Origin of the sequence: Pedobacter sp., assembly GCF_041645105.1 — a bacterium.
In the GTDB taxonomy this organism is placed as follows: domain Bacteria; phylum Bacteroidota; class Bacteroidia; order Sphingobacteriales; family Sphingobacteriaceae; genus Pedobacter.
Genome location: NZ_JBAZQQ010000008.1, coordinates 20,156 through 41,295, shown reverse-complemented (window position 1 = coordinate 41,295; position 21,140 = coordinate 20,156). Strand labels below are relative to the sequence as shown.

The 21,140-nt window shown below is 37.1% G+C and carries 12 protein-coding genes; all 12 read right to left on the bottom strand.

Features of this window, described 5'->3' with window-relative positions:
* Window positions 1-9: 9 nt before the first annotated feature.
* Complete coding sequence (locus tag WC623_RS21045) at window positions 10-2,097, bottom strand: sialidase family protein (protein ID WP_372854823.1); 2,088 nt, start codon at window positions 2,095-2,097, stop codon at window positions 10-12.
* A gap of 27 nt (window positions 2,098-2,124) precedes the next feature.
* Complete coding sequence (locus WC623_RS21040) at window positions 2,125-3,288, bottom strand: sialidase family protein (protein WP_372854821.1); 1,164 nt, start codon at window positions 3,286-3,288, stop codon at window positions 2,125-2,127.
* 69 nt (window positions 3,289-3,357) lie between these two features.
* Window positions 3,358-5,190, bottom strand: coding sequence for a RagB/SusD family nutrient uptake outer membrane protein (locus WC623_RS21035; protein ID WP_372854819.1), 1,833 nt, complete (start codon window positions 5,188-5,190; stop codon window positions 3,358-3,360).
* 11 nt (window positions 5,191-5,201) lie between these two features.
* A complete protein-coding gene (locus tag WC623_RS21030) occupies window positions 5,202-8,675 on the bottom strand; it encodes a TonB-dependent receptor (protein WP_372854817.1) in 3,474 nt (1,157 codons plus the stop codon).
* 130 nt (window positions 8,676-8,805) lie between these two features.
* Window positions 8,806-9,924, bottom strand: a complete 1,119-nt coding sequence (locus WC623_RS21025) for a FecR family protein (RefSeq protein ID WP_372854815.1) — start codon at window positions 9,922-9,924, stop codon at window positions 8,806-8,808.
* Window positions 9,925-10,012: 88 nt separating this feature from the next.
* On the bottom strand, window positions 10,013-10,666 hold the full coding sequence (locus WC623_RS21020; protein ID WP_372854813.1) for an RNA polymerase sigma factor: 654 nt from the start codon (window positions 10,664-10,666) through the stop codon (window positions 10,013-10,015).
* 92 nt (window positions 10,667-10,758) lie between these two features.
* Entirely contained in the window at window positions 10,759-12,474 is a 1,716-nt protein-coding gene (locus tag WC623_RS21015; protein ID WP_372854811.1) for a GMC oxidoreductase, read from the bottom strand.
* 32 nt (window positions 12,475-12,506) lie between these two features.
* The gene (locus WC623_RS21010; RefSeq protein ID WP_372854809.1) at window positions 12,507-13,040 is read right to left on the bottom strand and encodes a gluconate 2-dehydrogenase subunit 3 family protein; all 534 of its coding nucleotides are present in this window, start codon (window positions 13,038-13,040) and stop codon (window positions 12,507-12,509) included.
* A gap of 5 nt (window positions 13,041-13,045) precedes the next feature.
* On the bottom strand, window positions 13,046-13,933 hold the full coding sequence (locus WC623_RS21005) for a sugar phosphate isomerase/epimerase family protein (RefSeq protein WP_372854807.1): 888 nt from the start codon (window positions 13,931-13,933) through the stop codon (window positions 13,046-13,048).
* A 79-nt stretch (window positions 13,934-14,012) separates the two neighbouring features.
* Complete coding sequence (locus WC623_RS21000) at window positions 14,013-16,028, bottom strand: hypothetical protein (protein WP_372854805.1); 2,016 nt, start codon at window positions 16,026-16,028, stop codon at window positions 14,013-14,015.
* Window positions 16,015-17,622, bottom strand: a complete 1,608-nt coding sequence (locus WC623_RS20995) for a RagB/SusD family nutrient uptake outer membrane protein (protein WP_372854803.1) — start codon at window positions 17,620-17,622, stop codon at window positions 16,015-16,017. Before WC623_RS20995 ends, WC623_RS21000 begins: the two co-directional genes overlap by 14 nt.
* A gap of 29 nt (window positions 17,623-17,651) precedes the next feature.
* Complete coding sequence (locus WC623_RS20990) at window positions 17,652-21,026, bottom strand: TonB-dependent receptor (RefSeq protein ID WP_372854801.1); 3,375 nt, start codon at window positions 21,024-21,026, stop codon at window positions 17,652-17,654.
* Window positions 21,027-21,140: the final 114 nt, after the last annotated feature.

Below are 21,140 nucleotides of genomic sequence, written 5' to 3'. Positions count from 1 at the left end.
TTAATAAGCTTAATAATTTAAAATAGGATATCCATTATTCAGATTGAGATCATCTGTTTTCCATAACAATGGTGTTCGTCCATTATTCAAAAGATTAACTGTTGAAATATTTTTCATAATGGTCTCGGTCAATTCAACCTCATTGTTATTGGTATTGGCAATAGTTCCGGACAAGAAATAACAGTTAGAAATTAAACTGCTTGTCTTACCTGATATGGCACCCGCACCTGTTGTCGAAGTTAATGTTGTAGAAATAGATCCGGCATTATAGCTGTTTTTTATAAAACCGGTGTTCAGATAGCCAGCTATTCCACCTACGTTTTTATTAACAGTTGTTGTTGTTTGCAATGAAATTATTCCAGTGTTGTAACAATCGCTAATTTTAGGAGCGCTTACACCATAGCCTATGATTCCCCCCACAAAAGAAACACCTTTTACATTTGCCTTATTAAAACAGCTAGAGATCACAGTTGCATTAGCATAAGCTACAATTCCACCAGCTACCCCACCGACCAGGATATCACTTTGTCCACCTATGCCCAAATTGGTGATGCTGCCTCTAAGCGTATATCCAAATAGACCACTTGAGGTATACGTATCGTCATTTCTATTGATCTTAAGATTCAATACCTGATGTCCGTCGCCATCGAAATTTCCACTAAAAGGTTTATTTACGGTTGTTGTGATGTACCAGCCAATTGGCAGATAATTAAAGTGATTCAGATCAATATTATTGGTCATTTTGAAATATTTATTTTCAAAAGAATTTCCCTTATAAACCTGTTCTGACAGATAAACCAATTGTCCGGGATGAGAAATTAATGCCGGGTTAGCTTTGGTATCCCCTTTACCTGCCGACATATCTATCTCCTGCAACCCACCATTCCAGCTATTTCCAGGCAAAAGATTTTGCCATTCTACAGGAGTACTTGTTGAAGCATAATTTGTAATCCTGTGAAAAGTCATAAAGTTTGCATTGTGATAGTTGTCTGCCCCTCCAAATCCATCATCAAATGCTGTACGCGAAACAAAAAGAATATCATTGTTGTCAAACACCCAGTCGACATACTGAAAGCCTACATTCTCTACATCATTATTGGCCAGCACAATAGACTCGATCACCCAGGTTTCCAGATTTGTTGAACTACTAAGCGCCAGAACATTTCTGATTCCACCAGCTGATCTGTTATTCTCCTTAAACTGTGCCGGGGCATAATTAACTAAAGCCCAATATTTTTGGGTATTGGAATCGTACCTGATATTGAATTTTGAAGAACCACCCCAAAACTGAATTTTCTTTCCAGAACCCGCTTCAATTTGTGCATCGGAGGACAAAGAATAATATCCTGCATAAATACCTTCCATAGAAGCGAGGCGAGATATCCCTTTTATCTTACCATCAGGGCCTATTACAGCATTTGTTTCTAACCAACCCGTTCCATCTAACCACGCTGGTTTTTGGAGTGCATCCGATTTCAGCCAGCTTGAAGGGTTCAATAGATCTGCAGTTTGGGAGGCAGAAACAATGTAAGACTTATTTCCAGACATCCATTTACCGTTGAGATCCGTATCATGAAATTCATAAGCTTTATAAATTCTATTGTTAGCAAATAAAACCGGTGTAGAAGAACCGTGACAAGCACCCGGAACAATAATTGTTGGAGCAGACCAGGTTAATCCCTCATCTGTAGAGCCTCGTATCACCAAATTTGCTCCCTGACTTACATCAGCTCCTAATAGAAACAATTTATTTTGATGGTAAAATAAACCGGACCAAACAGCCCCTGTAACGGTTGATACATATGACCATGAGACACCATTGTCTTTCGAAATAAAAATATCTGTTGCATTAGGTATACCTGTACCAAAAACATCATTTGATGATAAAATATGGCCATTCGGCAATTTCACCAAACTTGGAGTCCCACGGTATTTACCACTTGATTTGGGACTATGAACCACAACAACTCCTGGCACCTGAGCAAATTGGTTTGTGGTGGTATCATTTACCACCATAAAGTTAGTTCCTTCTACTTTTTTGCAACCAAACAGAAAAATAGGATATGCTATAAAAAATGTAAACAGTAATCTTTTCATCAAAATATAATTTAATTTTTATTCATTTCAGTTTATCAGGTATTTGAGTTCCTTTGGGGTTTTGGCTTTTGAATAGTTTTTTATCCTATGGAATGTCATGTAATTCGAGTTATGAGCATTATCAGCCTCTCCGAAAGCATCAGTAAATCCAGTACGGGAAATAAAGATGATGTCCTTGCCCTCAAATTGCCAGTCGACATATTGAAATCCGTGGTATTTTACATTTTCACTTGCCAGCAGAATTGCATTTGTTTTCCAGCTTTTTAAATCTTTAGAAGAGATTAATGACAATACACTTCTCATTCCTCCTGCTCTCATCTTTGGTGCTCTTAATTTCTCGGCCGGATAATTAGTTAATGCCCAATATCTTTTTGTTTTCGCATCCCACATCACATTAAACTTAGTTGCCCCACCGATAAAAGGAATTCTTCCAACTGTATTTTCATCAATTTCAGTATTAGATTTAAGACTATAGTAGCCTGCATTATAACCAGATTCATTCGCTAGCCTGGTTAACCCTACTATATTGCCATTCTTTCCCAGAACGACATTAGTTTCCAGCCATCCAGTTCCATCTATTGCAGCCGGTTTTACTATTTCATTGGTATAAGACCAGCTTTTCGGATCCAGGAGATCTGATTGTTCAGGGGTCGACATGATAAAGGATTTGTTATCAGCCATCCATTTCTTCTTTTTGTCTTCAATTCCAAGATGGTCATATCCTTTGTATATTCTTCCATTATGAAAAATTACTGGTGTAGTAGAACCATGAAAACGTCCTGCTCTTAAGATCGAATGAGCTGACCATGTTTTACCGAAGTCTGTAGACTTTCTAATGGAAAGGTTTCTGTCGGACCCCCTGACACCCAGGATATAAACATCGTTTTTCACCATAAACAAACCCGCCCAGAAAGTATCTTGTAATTCAGCCAAATAGGTCCATGTTGTTCCTTTATCAGATGATTTGTACACCTGCACAATATCAGATGTACAACCAGGACCAAAGAAATCAAATGACATCAGGTAGTCTCCGTTTGGTAGTGTTATAATTGATGGGCTACCCAGGTATTTTCCTGAACTTTTTGGAGAATGCACAATTTGAATACCGGGTACTTTTTGGTGTTTTACAGGCTCTTGAGCAAATAAATTGCAGGAAAGTGCTAATAGGAATATTAGAATTATATGTTTCATAATAAAAAATAGTTGTCTACCCGCTTAATGATAAGCAGTTAAAAGGTTCAAAATAAATAAGTGTACGTTTTACCAGCCTGGATTTGGTGTCAACAATTTATTGAGACTAAGATCGTACTCAGGAATTGGCAGCAATACATCTCTTTCAGTAACATTATCTCCTGCCTGGGAAGTATATTTACGATTTGCAGCTGCATTCTTTATAATATCATCCGAATTGTCTTTTAGATTCTTAACCAGTAAGCCCCAGCGTATCAAATCTTGTTTTCTTAAGAACTCACCACCCAACTCAAGCATCCTTTCCTTTTGTATGGCTTTACGGAATTCTTCTTTTGAAGCCGTTTGAGCAGGAGTCAAATTTGCATCCATGATACTTGCGACTGCAATTGCGCCTGTTCCGTTTCCGCCAGTTATTGTAACTACAGGTGCCGAAGTAAAATTCTTACCATAGTTACTGATGGCTATTCTGGTTATTTTACCAGCAGCAATAACAGCTGTAGCTACTGCTCCAGTTCCTCCGCCCCCGGTAATGGTAACATTAGGCACTGTCGTATAACCACTTCCACCATTACTCAATGATATAGTTTTTAAAGTCTGACCATTTACAAGTTCTCCATATCCTCTTTTTCTGACATCATTTACTGCTTTAATTGCGACAGAAGTAGGTCCGTTTACTTCATTCTCTGCTTCAGCCATCATCAGTAATACATCAGCATACCTAAGTAAAGGGAAGTTCTGAGGCGTAAAAGTGGTATGTTTAGGAACAAGGGTTTCATACTCGCGTCTCCATTTACCTAAATCCATATTGTAAATATTAGTATTTACAGTCTTTACCCTACCAGGATTACTAGTAGCAGTACCATAACCATATTGCACACAATTCCAGTCTCTCCTTAAATCAGGAGAATACTTTAACGTAGCTGCACTATTTTCATCAACCTCATAAGCTTTAAAAAACAGTCCTGTAGTTTTTATTGCAGAAGTACTCACCCCAATCTCAGGGTCTCTGGCAAGAGGGCCACTGATATTTCCAAGATTTCCGGTTTCCTGGAAAGCATTTCCTGTTCTATTACCCCAGAATTCAACTTCCCAAATGCTTTCTTTTACATCATATTTATCTTGAGCATAATTGATAAATATCTGCTGATAGCTTGGATTCAACGCGTGTTCTTTAGAATCAATCACTTTATTGGCATAAATGAGGGCATCATTGTATTTCGATTCATCCTTTAAAGGAAAGCCCGCCATATGTAAAAAGACCCTGGCTAATATCCCGCGGACTGTAGAAAGACTAACTCTGCCACCAAAGCCAAGACTGCTGGCAGTTTGTGCCGACAACAGCTCCTCAGCCTTTTTCATGTCATTTATTATATACTCATATACGACTTTAGAATCTGTTCTGGCAATACTTACGTCCTTAGTAGATGGATTTGGAATTAGCTGTAATGGTACATCACCATAATGAGAAACCAGAACGAAATAATAATATGCCCTTAAGAACATTGCTTCACCTAAAATTTGAGCCCTTTTGGTCTCATCCATTTTTGGCTTATTTATATTGGCGATAAGATTATTAGCCCTTTCTATACCAAAATACAGGTATCTCCAAAAATAACGGACATAGGTATTGGATGGACTATGCTGATAAGTATTGAGCTCGCCAGATGGCTGAACCCCTGTCATATAAGTTTCATCGGTACCTACAGTAATCTGCATCTGGTACCACTTACCATAGATATAGGCGTCACCCATTACATCGTAAACACCGGTTAAGGCGCTACTCAATTCCTTTTCTGTGTTATAATAATTTTCAGGACTGATAAAGTCTGTAGGTGTGTTTTCCAGGAAGTCTTTACATCCGAAAAAACATAATGAGACAAATAATAATATAATTTTTTTCATCTTCTTAACCTTTAAAGTGAAACATTTAAACCGAAAGTGATTGTTCTGGCTCTTGGATAAGCAGACCAGTCAAATCCAGGTGTCAAAGCCGAGTTTCTTACAGAAACTTCAGGATCAGAACCTGTGTAATTTGTCCATGTATATAAGTTTTGGGCTGATACATATACCTTTGCAGTTTTGAGCTTTATAGACTTCAGCAATTCCTTAGAAAAAGTATAGCCTAATGAAACCGTCTTTAACCTTAAAAATGATCCGTCCTCAATAATATTTGAGTGATAAATTCTAGGCGGTACACCACCCGTTCTGGGAATGCTAGTGTTTTGGTTATCGGGCGACCAGCGGTTAACCACAGTAGCATATTGATTGAAATTATAATAGTTATAGGTATTTTGTTCAAAGTATAACCTGTTTGCATTTATGATATCATTACCATAAGACCACTGTAGAAAAACACTCAGGTCAAAATTCTTGTATCGAAAATCATTCATAAATCCACCTATATGAACCGGGTTTCCATTACCTATAATGGTATAATCACTGGTGTTGATTGTTCCGTCGTTGTTCAGATCTTTAAACTTCATGTCCCCAGGTTGAATACTGTTTCTGGTTCTTCCATTCGTTGGTATTTCATCTTTCAACGTATATATCCCATTTGCTAAATTAAAATCCGGGTATTGATACAAACCATCAAATTCTGCTCCGTAGAACATGCCCATTGGTTTTCCAACTTCTGCATAATATGGTGCAATACCACTGAAATCACCTACAAAGCTTACGGTAGATAGGCGATAAGATTGGTCATCTTGTAATTTTAAGACTTTGTTTTTATTGAAGCTAATGTTAAAAGATGTAGCCCATTCAAAATTCTTCGTTTTGATTGCATCATATTGGAGTGAAAACTCAAACCCTTCGTTTTTAACATTTCCAATATTCTGATAAGAGGTAAGATAGCCGGTAGTGTGTGGCAATTGGGCATTAAGTAATAAATCAGTTGTCTTTTTGCTATAATAATCAGCAACAAGTCTTAATTTTTGCTTAAAAAAACCCAGATCATAACCGATATTAAATTGGGCAGTGGTTTCCCATTTTAAATCGAGGTTCCCTGTTGAAGTTAAGGCTGCTCCTCTTTCTGGGTTACCATTGTTGAACGAATAGTAATTCACGTAAGGATAAGTGATTCCTGAATAAGTAGCATATTCATCTACCCTATTATTTCCAGTTGTACCATAACTTACACGTAATTTTGCATCAGACACAAAACTCAGGTTTTTCATAAAGTCTTCCTGTTTCATTTTCCACGCGAAAGCACCTGAAGGAAAATATCCCCAAACGTTATTCTTTCTGAATTTAGAAGAACCATCTGCTCTGAAACTAAATGTGAATAGATATTTGTCGTTATAGTCGTAATTTAACCTTGCCAGAAAAGATGCAAGGCTCCATTTTTTTGTCATGCTTTCTGGTACTATCGATGTACTCAGATCTAAGCCATCAATACCCAGGCTTTCATCTTCTATATAACTAGCTGTATAGCCAGAATAAAAGTTTGTATTTTCCTGGATGGTAAAGCCCACCATGGCATTTATCCTGCTTTTATTGATTTTGGTATTATAGGTAAGTGTATTTTCATTTAGCCAGTTATCGATTTTCCGATTATAAATACCACCTGTTGTCCCTTTTGTTGTAGGATAAAAAGGACTTCCTATCTGGGTTTTGGAATTATAGAATGTTTTTGTGCCAAAATTATTCCCGATATATCCTCCTCGTATTTTTAAATCCAGGTTATTGATGATTTTAAAATCCAGCGTACCATTGATAATGACATTACTAAGAGATCTTTCGTTGATCTCATTCTTAAGAGATATAATAGGATTCACCCTATAATCTGTCGGTGTTTCGGAAATTACAGCTGGATCAAATTGTTCTTCCAATAAATCTACATCAGCAATACCAGATACTGGCCTATAACCTAAAGCACTATAAATTGTGCTTAAACTAGGGATTCCAGCTGTTGGATCAGAAATAATGGAACCTGTTGTTGTTGATTTTGTATAGGTTGCATTTATGTTGGCTTTAAGGTTTTTCTTGATTTGCTGAGATAAAGAAAACCTACCTTGAGTTCTCTTGTAACCAGAGTTAAGAATTACCCCATCAGATCCGAGGATATTTGCAAAAACTGAATATTGTGTTCCCTGGCTTCCCCCTCTTATAGCGATGTCATTATTAAGTATAGGAGCGGTACGGTACAGTTCGTCCTGCATATTAATTCCGTTTACACTTCTGTAATCCTCCAATGTTCTGCCATCCAGATACAATTTATCAGTTGTAGTAGGATTCAGTTCATTCTGATATTTCACAAATTCATAAGGAGATAACATATCCAGTTTTTTAGCCACATGCTGAAGTCCGTAATAACTGTTCAGACTAATCACAGGTGCACCTTTCATCCCTTGTTTTGTTGTAATAATAATTACCCCATTAGCTCCTCTTGATCCATAAATAGAGGTAGATGAAGCATCCTTTAATACCTGTATCGATTCTATATCAGAAGGGCTCACCGGACTTTCGTCGATAGATTCGATGGGAAAACCATCAATGACATACAAAGGAGAGTTGGATTGAGTAATTGAATTATTCCCTCTAATAACTATATTATTGATACTACCAGGTTGCCCGTCATTTCCAGAAACCTGAACACCGGCTATACGTCCTGCCAATGCCTGGTCGAATGTTGCAACAGGAGCCTTTTCAAAGCTCTTTATATCAACAGTAGCAACTGCACCCGTTAAATCTCCTCTGCGAACCTGACCGTAACCTATAATCACTACATCATCCAATTTGGTAGGACTTTCCTTTAATGTAATCACTAAGCTAGTTCTGTTCTTTAGTTCAAGTTCTAAGTTCTCATATCCTATATATGAAAAGACCAGCACCGAGTTTGGATGAGTTACATCCATTCTGAAACTGCCCATTTTATCAGTAATAACGCTTGTATTAGTCCCTTTAACCTTTACTGTGACACCTGGAATGGGCATCCCTTTTTCATCATTTACCTTTCCGGTTATCTTTAAATTCTGGATGTATTCTACAGCTTTATCAAGAAGGTTTACAGACTTTTCTTTAATAATAACCGTACGCTCATCAATTTTAAAAGTCAGGTATTGTGCGTCCAGACAAGTTTTCAGAGCAAGTTCCAGGGAGACATTTTTGAGGTTTACCGTTACCGGTCTGGCTTTTTTTACACTTTGGTCACTGTAAAAAAAATCATAGCCTGTTTGTTTTTTTAAGCTTTTAATTACCTCGAGTAATGGCATTCCTGAACCATTAACAGACACTTGTGCTTTACTAACAGCACTTACCTGTAACAGCATCAAAATCATCATAAGGATAGTAAAGTTTAACCTCATCAGCAATTTTCTTATTATAGCATTTTGTCTACCCCTTCCATCAGGAAAAGGCATAGACCTTCTACGGTCAGTAAAAATCATTACATTTGTTTAGTTTGGTTCTTATTTAGTTGATTCGAAAAAATTAATAAAGGATAGTCCAGACATTTGCCGGGGGTAGTTCCAAGTACTCCCGGTTCTTGTTTTTTAAGACCTTCCTTTTAGATAGCCCCTATTTCATTACCACGATCCTCCTTCCTTCCACTTTAAAATGAACCAGATCGGTCATTTCTATCTTACGAAGAACTTGTGAAACATTTTCAAAGCGGCTCATAGAACCACTAAAAGTCTTATCCTTTAAATCTGCCTCATAAACTACCTCAACATCATACCAACGGGCAATCTTACGCATAACAGTTCCAATTGTTTCCTGCTGAAAAATAAACTTACCATTTTTCCAAGCTACAGCTTCTTCAATATCCACTTCCGAAATACGCAAACCATTTGCAGCAAGAACGGCTTTTTCGCCAGGCCTGATTACCTTATTTGCAACAGCATCTGCATTTGTATTTATCCGAACTGAGCCTTCCAATAAGGTTGTTGCCGTAAAAGCTTCGTCCGAATAACTGTTCACATTAAAATGCGTACCCAATACCTCAACCTGTTGTTTAGCCGTTTTCACTATAAAAGGGCGTTTCTTATCTCTGGCAATTTCAAAATAAGCTTCCCCTTGCAACACAACCTGACGAGTTTTTTCTCTATTTAGCGATGCAGAATAAGTTAAACTTGAAGCCGCATTCAACCAAACTTTTGATCCATCTGGTAATTGAACTTGATAAGTCTCTCCCCTAGCGGTAGAAAGCGTATTTATTGTGTTAACTTCCTTTACAGCATATTTAGCACTATACACCAATTTCCCATTAGCAGACTTAGAAATTACCACACCTTCCTCTTTAGCGAGTTCCCCATTTAAGGCATCAGTTAACTTAATTCTTTTCCCGTTAGCTAAGGTCAAAGTTGCCCCAACAGCCCCAGGGGTCACATCATTCGCATAAACTTCATTTTGCGGTAGCTTATTGTCTGCTTTACCAATATAGTATAGAATGCCAGCACCCAACATTATAAAAATCGCTGCTGCGCCAGCAAGACGTGGCCATAGCTTTATTTGCTTCTCCACCAAAGGAAGTTGCTTATCCATTTCGGATAATTGTGCTTCAAGCTCGAAATCTGAAATTTCATATTCAGGGAAAATACCATGAGCTATCCAATCTTCTACCATTGCCCTTTCAAGCTCAGTTGCCTGACCCAGCTTATACTTCTCTAACAATGCTCTTTCCTTCTGATTATCCATAACCGCTATTTGCTGATTTTAAGAGTTAGTCAGCTAATCAGCACCTAAGGGTTAGTCTGAAAAGAAAAAAATTAAAATATTTCAGTTATCAGATGAAAAACACCGTTCCCAGCATAGAGCCCAGCTTTATTTTCAGCTTTTTCAGGGCCTGATGCATATGGCTCTTTATGGTTTCTTCGGATAGACCGAGTTCTTCAGCAATTTCTTTACGGGAATAATTCGTTTTCCTGCTCATTTCAAATACTTCACGCATTTTATCAGGTAGGGCTGCGATTTCCTTTTCGATCAAATCAGCCAATTGTTTACTCCTCAATAAGTGATCTGTGGTACTGTTTGCGTTGTGCAGATAACTTTTAAAACTATCCAGATACCTGCCGGAGACCTGTTTATGGGCAATTAAATTGGCAATCTTATTACGAACAGCACTATGCAGATAGGTACTTAAAGTATAATTAATTTCCAATCCTTCATGATGGAGCCATAGGGAAAGAAAGATTTCATGAACAATATCCCACACCTCTTCCTTTTCACCAAGGCGCTTATAAGCAAAAAGATAGAGTAGTCGTTTATACCTATTGTATATTTCAGTATAAGCCATACGGTCTCCTGTCCGAAGTAATGCGGTCAACTGTTCATCCGTATATCTGGCATAATTCCCCATTGATTGCCCTAATGCTATATTTGGCTCTTGATAAGGCAATGTTAATAAATTATTCTGGAAAATAGATATTGGAACCATCATTTATAATTGATAGATCTGCAGATTAAAAAAAGCAGATATTTGAGTTATTACAAATATCTGCTGAGAGAGGCATTATCCAGGTGTTATACCAATCAGATATTACCCTTTTTAAGTTGTGACACAGCGTAATCACAAGCACGAGCGGTTAAAGCCATATAAGTTAAAGATGGATTTTGCGTACCAGTGGAAGTCATACATGCTCCATCAGTCACGAATACATTTTTACAGGAGTGCAATTGATTCCATTCATTTAAAAGTGATGTTTTAGAATCTTTCCCCATACGTACCCCACCCATTTCATGAATATCATTCCCTGGTCTTCTATCATCTATACGCGTTTCGATATTTGAAAACCCTGCAGTTTTGAACATATCTGTCATCTGTTCAAAATAATCGGCTCTCATTTTATGGTCATTTTCATCATAATCAATAGAGATATTTAATTGAGGGATACCCCAGGCATCCTTTAAGTCGGCATCTAGTTTCACAAAATTGCTTTCTTTTGGAATGGTCTCGCCCATCATATGTGATCCGATTCTCCATGGTCCCAAATCCTTTTTAATCAGGTTCTCTTTTAATCCAACACCTACTCCAGTTGTATCACTCGATTCCTTACGCCTGGCACTCAGCGCAGCCGCATATCCCCTTAAGAAGTCTGTTTCTTGCTGATGTACATTTCTAAAACGTGGGATATAACCGCCCCCGGCAGGGTTCCGTCCATCTGTTTTATATTGAAGCTGTCCATCAAATTCAGCAGTAATTGCTGCACTATAATTATGAAAAGCCATGTACTTACCTAGCAATCCGCTATCATTACCCAAACCATTCTGGAATCGATCAGAAACTGAATTTAACAAAATGAGATTGGTATTGATGGCAGAAGCATTTACAAAAATTACATCGGCATAAAAGTCTATTTCTTCTTTAGTAACTGTATCAATCACTTTAACCCCAGTTGCCTTACCTTTTTTCGAATCATAAATAATTGAATGAACTACAGATAATGGCCTTAATGTTAATTTGCCTGTCTTTTGAGCCCATGGCAGCGTAGCCGCATTACTACTAAAATATCCACCAAAAGGACATCCCCGCTGACAAAGGATACGATTTTGACATTGCCCTCTGCCCTGATCAAAATGAATTTGATTAGGTTTAGACAAATGTGCACATCGGGCACTGATTAAATGCCGATTGGGGTATTTTCCTTTAATTACTTTTCTGAAATGCTCTTCAGCAGCATTCAATGGAAATGCAGGTAGAAAATCACCGTCAGGTAATTCTGCCAATCCATCTTTATTACCTGCAATACCTGCAAAGCGTTCTACATAAGTATACCAATCTGCTAAATCTTTATACCTGATTGGCCAGTCAACACTAAAATTGTCACGTGCCGGACCTTCAAAGTCAAAGTCACTCCAACGCTGGGTCTGTCTTGCCCATAGCAGAGATTTGCCACCTACCTGGTAACCGCGAATCCAGTCGAACGGTTTTGTCTGCACATATGGATGTTCTTTATCCTTTACAAAAAAATGTTGTGAATCCTCTTTATAAGCATAACAACGATTTGCGATAGGATTTGCTTCCTTATCTTTAAAGGGCATTTCATTACGATGCTCAAACTCATATGGAAACTTATTTGTGGTTGGATAATCTTTGATATGCTCCACATTCCTGCCCCGCTCCAAAACCAGGGTCTTTAAGCCTTTTTCAGTAAATTCTTTCGCTGCCCATCCACCACTGATACCAGAGCCAATAACGATAGCATCAAATGTTCTTTCTTTTATACCGTCTATTGCGATATTCGCCATATTTCTATAATCTAAAAAATCCTTAATCAGGATTATACTGGGAAATAACCATTGTAACGACCAGGTACAAGTTCATACTTAACCAGGTTTGTCATGACATATTCGGAGTTTAAATAGCCCTGAATGGTTTTACTTTTTGTGATTTTATAAAACTTTTTAATTGTACTATCTTCCTCTTTATCCAGCTGAATACTTTTTAGCAATGCTTCCCGTTCAAGACCTGAAGCTTCAGAAAAAGGCTTACCTGCGTTTTCTTTTGCAAAATGACCAAACTTTTCCAGCCCTTTGATAAATATCTGCTGATCTTCTTCTTTGTAACAATCGTCCACCATTTTCAGGACAAACAAGTGCAATTTGAGAGATTTAGCTCCAGGGTTATCCGTTTCCGGAATAAGCGTTTCACAAAGCATTTCAAGGAGGGATTCCTGCTCCGTTGTAATGCTGAAATTATTTAATTTAATGGTCAGCTTTCCCGACTCTCTAAAACATGCAGGCAGTACCATTGCTCCACCGGCAATAATTAAAAGGTTTCGTATAGCAGTTCTTCTGGGAATGATACTATTCATGATTATTATTTCGACAACATTTTTCTAAAATTCTTTACGCTAGCCGTTACATCTGGTGTATTATTGTTCCAATTAAATTCATATTCAGCAGAAAGTACACCTTTAAAGCCCTGACGTTTTAGTTCAGCAATTACGCCAGACATATTAGCAACACCAGTTCCCCAATGCACATCATGAGCTTTAACATTCGCATTTTCATTCAAATCTTTAACATGAAGCTGTTTAACATGACCTTCCAATTGTTTAAGACAAGCAACCGGATCCAGTCCAGAACGTACCCAATGACCTATATCGGCACAAACGCCCATTCGTTTGCTTTTTCCCTTAATCGTTTTTAAAACAACCTCCGGACTCCAATAATAGCTTGGATTAGGGTGATTATGTATAGCGGCATTGAGCTGGTACTTATCACAAAGTTGTGATACCAGGTCTATGTCTTTCAATTCAGGCTCACAAGTAATATTTTCTGCTCCCATTGATTTCGCAAATGCAAAAATCTTCTCCCAATCATTACTATCTTTAGTCTTGATTACACCATATGAAATCAATCGGATATTTTTCGATTTAAGCAGGTTTTGCAAGTATAACTTACTAGCTGCCGACATTTTATAATCCATTTTTTCTGCTATTCCACCACCAATCACTTGCTGAGGATAAGCTTCTACATATCTTAAACCACAGCTATCAATTTTTGACAAAGCTTCTGTAAAACTAAAACGATTAAAGGTATAAGCTTGTGCCCCTAATTTCCAGCCTAGAGAAACTTCAGGATTAATGGAATTTGCAGCAGATTGGTTAGATGTCAGCTTAGAGCTACAAGAAATAAACGCACAACATGTCAGTACAATACAAACATGCAGTATGGTACGAACAGAAATTGAAAGGATTTTCATAATTATTTGTTTTAATTCCTATTTTTAAATAATATCCTTGCTTAAAAATGGGATGAGTTAAAAAATATGTTTGAAACTATTAATTGCAAAGGGTTACTTTTTTGAAGTAGTAAAATCTCCCATCTTCACCGCCGATAAACAGATCAAGCAGGTTATCATTGTCATTTAATATCGGATGAATCCAGGCACCATGTCTATCTAAGTTTATAGGCTCCCCATTTTCCTGACAAATTGGTTTTGGAATATCAAATATGGGTTCTTCATTTGTTCCCTTATTTAGCATTATATAGGCGGTAGCATAGGGCTTGGCGCCCGGGGCAACTTTTGATTGGGACATATGCACTCCCTGTCCAAAAACTACATCCCATACTCCATCACTATTATAATCACAGACCCCTAATGTAGCACGCCCTTCATGGCCTGCATAACCTACTATCCTTACTGGTTCTTTTTTATTGTTCATCAATATTTGTTCATTAAAAATGTGATTTGGTGCGGAAGAATCTCTTTTGTATAAACATAAATTCCCCCCACCATTAATAGCTACAAAAGAAGGTAGGCTTTTGGGTGAGTGATCTGATAAATATTTTTTTGGCAGCAGAGCAGGTTTACTTCTCCATGCAGCTTTATATTGTTTTTTCATGTACATTATTGGAACTGCCTTACCTAAGACCGGAGCTCCTTTACTCCCTGTATTTTTATAAAACAAATACTTCCCTGTAATATCATTACACACTACATCCAGCAATCCATCATTATCCCAATCGCATACTAAAGGTTGTAAGTATCCCCATCTCTTTTCATTTGGTCCCTGGATAGAACCAGAATAACCCGCCTGGTGATGTATAACTTTACCATTAGCCAGCATCTTCTGAGGAATATCCCATACAGGGCGATCTGTGGTACCTAAATTTTTAATGAACCATAAAAATCCAGAGGCATCACCTGCAATTATATCTGCAGATCCATTATTATCCCAATCAATGAAATTAGGTACGGCTAATGTTTGTACATGTAAATCCCCACCTTTCATCATGACAGGTCTGGAACCCCATACGCCATTCTTACTATAAAACTCTGTTAAAGTACCTGGGTTACCTCCAAGCAGAAATCCATTGCTTTTATCTATAGCTTTTGTAAGCGTTGTAGGCATACTAAAGTACGACTCTTTGGTTGTGGAGGGAATCCCTTTAGGAAGTCTGATCAATTTAAATACCATGCCTTTATCCAAAATCCGGATATCATAAGCTGTTTGCTTATCAACATCATAGGAAATTAAGACCTGTTTTTGACCATTTTGGAGAAAGTCAGAAACAGTTAATTTAATAGCGCTTGAATATTCATTAATCACAAAAGGTTTATCATCTTCAAATACAGTTTTCCATGCAGTAAAATTCCAATCATTTAACTGTTCAGCATAAGAAACCTGAATTACCGTTTTTTGTCCCAACCATATTCCATCAGCATCATAGCCTTTATTAAAGCCAATATCTGGGTTTGGCGGAACACCCCATGGATGTTGGTTACCAGGCCAATAATTACCTTTAATTGCCCTGATTTTTAGCGCGTAGTTTTTTCCATTTTGCCTAAAAACAGTAAAATCACCAGTCAATGGTTTTCCATCTACTTTTATATCAACAGGATTAGATAAAAATAGATTATCCCTAACCTCGCTTACTTGATAATACTGCCAGTGTTTATTCTTTTTATTTGACGCAATCAACTTAGGCTCATCATTTTCTAAGTAAACCACTTTAGCCATATCTATAGTTGAGGACAAACTATTTAAAAACCGGGGTCTGCTATAGATTAAAGCTCCCTCAATAGTTCTACCCAATAATTTACTTAAATAAAACCCCTTTCCGAGAAGAGAAATATTCGTCAATAAACTACCACCTGGAAGGACTGTTGGTGTCAGCTCCAAGCCAAAACTAAAATTGGTTACTAAGCTATCGGGGTACCTAAGAGGTGCTAATAATTCCGATGTTTCTTGTCCAATTGCATTATTCACTGTATAAAAAAATAATACTGAAAACAACAGGATACATCTCATGTAGTGCCTGATCATAATAGTTAAAGTTTTACCAGTCTTCATTTTGAATCAATTTTTTATTTACACCAGTTTCATAAGAAGGAAGAGGCCAAAGCACGTCTCTTTCACTAGCATTGGTATAATATTCTTTACCAGATACATTTACAGAAGCTGTTCCAGCAGGAATTTCTTTCAGTCGTTCTTTCATGTTCAAATAGAAATCACCCCATCTCACGATATCATTTTTTCTTAAAGCCTCAAAGCATAACTCCCTTGCCCGTTCATTTTTCAATTCCTTTATAAAACCATCATAATCTAATTGCGGAAGATCAGCTTCTATACTAGTTGCGTTTAAAGGCTTTTTATAGGCTCTTCTTCGCACCTGATTGATAGCATTATAAGCCAATGTATTTGGACTTTTGTTTACTTCATTTATTGCTTCTGCATACATTAACAAAACATCTGAGTAACGTAATAAAGGGAAATTTTGCGGAGTACCAACACTATTTTTTGGTAAAACACTTTCATTCTCTCTTCTAAATTTTCCACAAAATCTATTAATGATATCAATATTTGCAGGCCAGGGATTTTGTTTATCACTTAAGTAACGAAAAGGAGCAATCGCCCAATCCCTTCTACTATCTCCCGTTAGATATAAATCATACAACCATTTTGTGGGATGAAGGATTCCATTAGAATATCCAAAGCCTCCAACACCGGTAGCAGAGTACATTATACCATTGTTTATTCCAACCTGACCAACAGTACTGGCATACAGACCGCTTCCATTACCATAGAATTCAACTTCCCAGATGCTTTCCTTTATATCATATAAGTCTTTCGCATAATTAATAAAGATCTGATCGTATGAAACATTAAGTGCATGTTGACCAGAAGTAATTACTTTACTAGCCCATTTTTCGGTCTCAGCATATCTATCAGTTTCCTTTAATGGAAAACCAGCCATATATAAATTTACCCTTGCTAAGATGCCCCAAACAGCAGATTTACTAATTCTTCCAGCAGATTCTACCTTATTTGCATCAAGCACTAAATCTGCCGCTTGCTCCATATCCTGGAGCACTTGAGTATAAACTTCTTTTATTGAAGATTTTGGAATCTGAACATCTTCTTCTTTTCCAGATACTGATGGTTTTAATACTAAAGGTACCCCTCCATACCGGCTGACTAACATAAAATAATAATAGCCCCTTAAAAATAAGGCCTGTCCCTTTACATTATCCCTATCCACCTGAGCTATATCAATATCCTTATTTTCAACATTTTCCAATAAGAGATTTGCTCTGTTTATCCCTTTATAAATTGCTCTCCAATGATTCAACAGTTTATCATCTGTTGTATTTACTGTATAATATGTGATTGTCCCCTTATCATTACTAAAATTTGGAAAACCTTCGTCAGCTTCCAATCCCATTCGGCCTAACATTGTATTTCCATACACATAAGTTTCTCTAAGAGTCGAGTAAATACCCTTAAGCGCAGTTTCCAGTTGTTCTGGAGTTTTATAATAATTGTCTGTTGCTAAAATATATCCATCTATATCCAATTCCAACATCTTTTTACAAGAAGGAAGCACACTTACAGAAAGGAATAGCAACAAGCTTAAATAGCATAATTTAAAGTTTGAGATTTTCATATCAATATTTTATAGATCTATAATTCAATTTATAATGAGATTCGGGCACCTAAGGTGACAGTAAAATTTCTTGGATAAGAAGAATAATCAAAGCCAGGAGTTAACGTACTATTTGCGGTTGAAACCTCCGGATCAAACCCAGTATAATTTGTCCAGGTAAAAAGATTTTGAGCAGCTGCGAATATTTCCAGTCCACTGATTTTCTTCAATTGCTTTCTAGGCAGATTATAAGAAAGGTTGACCGTTTTAAGTCGCAGGAAAGACCCATCCTCTAAAGTCCTTGTTGAATACCTGCCTTTAGGGCCGAAACCTCCCACCCTGAAATGCTCATTACTTTGATTCTCAGGCGACCAGCGGTCAACATATGAAGCGAACTGGTTAAAGTTTGCCCTATTGGCAAAGTTCCCTTCAAATGCCAGTCTATTTGCATTCATGATCTGGTTACCATAATTCCATTGAAAAAATACATTTAAACTGAAATTCTTGTAAATGAAGTTATTAGTGAAACCTCCGAAATGCACAGGTAATCCCCTTCCGATAACAACAGCATCCTTATCATTTACAACGCCATCAGCATTTTGATCTTTATACTTGATATCACCAGGTTTAATAGTTGCTGCAGTATTTCCATTAGTGGAAACGCCAGATTTTAAAACATAGTTGCCACTTACAAGATCAAAATCTTCATATTGATAATTCCCCAACCATTCGTATCCATAAAACTGACCAGCAGGTTCACCTAGTTTGGCCTGATATAAGAACGTACCATTATAATCCCCTGTGAATGGCACAGTAGACTGTATCATATCTTGGTTTTCAGCTAATTCTAATATTTTGTTTCTATTAAAACTGATATTAAATTCGGTTTGCCACTTAAATGATTTGGAATTTATATTTACAGTATTCAAAGTAAACTCCAAACCTTGATTTCTAATTTTTCCTACATTTTTATATACCGTTGAGAAACCTGTACTTAATGGGAGATTAGCATTCAAAAGTAAATCTCTGGTTATTTTTGAGTAGACATCGAGATTCAAGTTAATTCTGTTTTTGAATAAAGATAAGTCGTAACCAATATCCAATTGTGCTGTTTTTTCCCACTTCAGATCTTTATTGCCCATATTATTCACCATCGCAATATATTCCGGCTTCTGGTTATTAAATGAGAAGAATGTTGACAGTACTACATTCTGATATCTTGCATAATCTCCGATCCTGTTATTTCCACTTAAACCATAGCTAATACGTAATTTTGCATCACTTATAATATCCGATCTTTTAATAAAATCTTCGCTCCCCATTTGCCATGCAAATGCTCCAGAAGGGAAAAATCCCCAACGGTTTTCCTGTGCAAATTTTGATGAACCGTCCATTCTCATGGAGGCCGTAAATAAATACTTTGAATTTATTCTATAATTGGCTCTGGCCATGGCAGATGCCAAAGCATTTCTTGAGGCTAAAGAGATTATTCCTGTAGGAGTACCTAATTGTAATGCTCTCAATTTCAAATCTTCATTGGGGATATTAGTTGATTCATAACCATAAGTTTCTACTTCATTCTGCTGAAATGTTAATCCACCAACCACATCTAAACTACTTTTACGAAAGTTCTTTTTATAGGTTAAGGTATTTTCACTAACCCAGCTTTTTAAATCACTATTGCCATAAACCCCATTTACGCCATTTACATTAACGCTACTGGCAAGTCCCTTATAAGTTTTTGAATTGTAGAAAGCCTCATCTTTAGTTCCTAAAGAATTAAGTCCACCTCTAATGTTTAAAGTTAAATTATTGGAAATTGAATAAACTAAGCCTGCATTTACTAATAAACTATTCTTAGTCTGTTGTCTGATTTCATTTTGAGTTGTAATAAGAGGATTCATTAAAGCCAATGCGACAGCATCTTCAGTGTCAAACAGATCATTCACAATATCAGCTTCGTTAGAAACTGGTCTATAACCTAAAGTTCTATACATTAAAAACGAAGCGAAAGAATTTGCAGAAGATTGACGAAGAGAAGCTACAGAGCCATAATTTCTGTCTACGCTGTAGTTTACGTTTATATTCGCTTTTAGTTTACTAGTAACATTTTGGTCTATGGATACTCTAGCCTGAGTTCTTTTATATCCAGAATTTATAACTACCCCATCCTGATTTACGTAAGAACCAGAAAAAGAATACTTTGTTTGCGGGGTTGCGCCTCTAATTGCCAGATCATGGCTGTTCATCACTGCCCCTCTAAACAATAAGTCCTGCCAATCTATACCTTCAACATTTTTATAATCTTCCAGCTTCATATTGGGTTTTGTCAGATACAGATCTCCCATTTCATTAGGTTGCACTTCTAATTGATATTTGACAAACTCATAAGGATTCATCATATCCATTTTCTTTGTAACAAATTGCTTCCCTGCATAAGCTTTATAACTTACTTCCGGTTTACCTGGTTTACCCTTTTTGGTTTCTACTATCACTACCCCATTTGCCCCACGAGAACCATAAATAGCTGTGGCCGATGCATCTTTAAGTATGGAGATGGATTCGATATCCTGAGGATTCAATGAAGAAGTAGAAAAGTTTTCAATTGGAAATCCGTCTACCACATATAATGGGGAGTTACTTTGCGTTAAAGAATTACCACCTCTGATGACGATATTCATCCCGCTACCAGGCTGATCGTCGTTGCTAGATACCTGAACACCAGAGACTCTTCCAGCCAGAGCCTGTTCAAAATTTGTTACCGGTGCCTGCTGTAATTCAGCCACTTTGACTTCAGCTACGGAACCCGTAAGATCTCGTTTGTTTACAGTACCATACCCTACCACCAATACTTCATCAAGTTTAGTTGGTTTTTCCTTCAGTACAACATTCAAAGCATTCTTGTTTTCGGTTGCCACTTCCATATTATCATAGCCGATAAAGGAAAAAACAAGTACTGCATTACTTTTAGAGAGTCTGATACTAAAATTCCCTTTAACATCAGAGACCGCGGTTGCAGTACCACCTTTTTCCCTGATTGCAACACCTGGAAAGGGGATACTATTTACGTCGGTAACTTTCCCCGTTACTACAGTTTGCATAAACTCCTTAGTGGTTCTAAAAACTTCGGGCTCCTTTCTTTTTACTAGTATAGAATTCTTATCTATATAATAATTAAGGGGCTGGTTGCTAAAACACAAATCCAGTGTCTCCTTTAAAGGCATATTTTTTATGCTGACTGTAATTGGTCTGGCCGCTTCAAGGTCATCGGAATTGTAAAGAAAATCATAGCCTGTTTGCTTTTGTACCTGGGCAAAAAATGCTGCCATAGACATCCTGTTCGCTTTCAAAGTAATTTTTTGAGCATAACTGGATGCACTAACCTGCAAAATACTTAGAAGTAATAAAACAGTAGATAGCTTCATTATAAGAAAAATTTTATACCAAGCAGAGGTCGCCCTGCTGCTTGGTACTGCAGTGGATTTTTTATACATTTGGTTATTAGGTTAATTAATATTTGGTTGTTTAAGGCAATAAAT

What these genes read in the sequence shown, in the direction of transcription:
- WC623_RS20995 (WP_372854803.1), bottom strand. Translation starts at nt 17,622, where the DNA reads ATGAAAATCTCAAACTTTAAATTATGCTATTTAAGCTTGTTGCTATTC.
- WC623_RS21030 (WP_372854817.1), bottom strand. Translation starts at nt 8,675, where the DNA reads ATGATTTTTACTGACCGTAGAAGGTCTATGCCTTTTCCTGATGGAAGG.
- WC623_RS20990 (WP_372854801.1), bottom strand. Translation starts at nt 21,026, where the DNA reads ATGAAGCTATCTACTGTTTTATTACTTCTAAGTATTTTGCAGGTTAGT.
- WC623_RS21045 (WP_372854823.1), bottom strand. Translation starts at nt 2,097, where the DNA reads ATGAAAAGATTACTGTTTACATTTTTTATAGCATATCCTATTTTTCTG.
- WC623_RS21040 (WP_372854821.1), bottom strand. Translation starts at nt 3,288, where the DNA reads ATGAAACATATAATTCTAATATTCCTATTAGCACTTTCCTGCAATTTA.
- WC623_RS21015 (WP_372854811.1), bottom strand. Translation starts at nt 12,474, where the DNA reads ATGGCGAATATCGCAATAGACGGTATAAAAGAAAGAACATTTGATGCT.
- WC623_RS21000 (WP_372854805.1), bottom strand. Translation starts at nt 16,028, where the DNA reads ATGAAGACTGGTAAAACTTTAACTATTATGATCAGGCACTACATGAGA.
- WC623_RS21020 (WP_372854813.1), bottom strand. Translation starts at nt 10,666, where the DNA reads ATGATGGTTCCAATATCTATTTTCCAGAATAATTTATTAACATTGCCT.
- WC623_RS21035 (WP_372854819.1), bottom strand. Translation starts at nt 5,190, where the DNA reads ATGAAAAAAATTATATTATTATTTGTCTCATTATGTTTTTTCGGATGT.
- WC623_RS21005 (WP_372854807.1), bottom strand. Translation starts at nt 13,933, where the DNA reads ATGAAAATCCTTTCAATTTCTGTTCGTACCATACTGCATGTTTGTATT.
- WC623_RS21010 (WP_372854809.1), bottom strand. Translation starts at nt 13,040, where the DNA reads ATGAATAGTATCATTCCCAGAAGAACTGCTATACGAAACCTTTTAATT.
- WC623_RS21025 (WP_372854815.1), bottom strand. Translation starts at nt 9,924, where the DNA reads ATGGATAATCAGAAGGAAAGAGCATTGTTAGAGAAGTATAAGCTGGGT.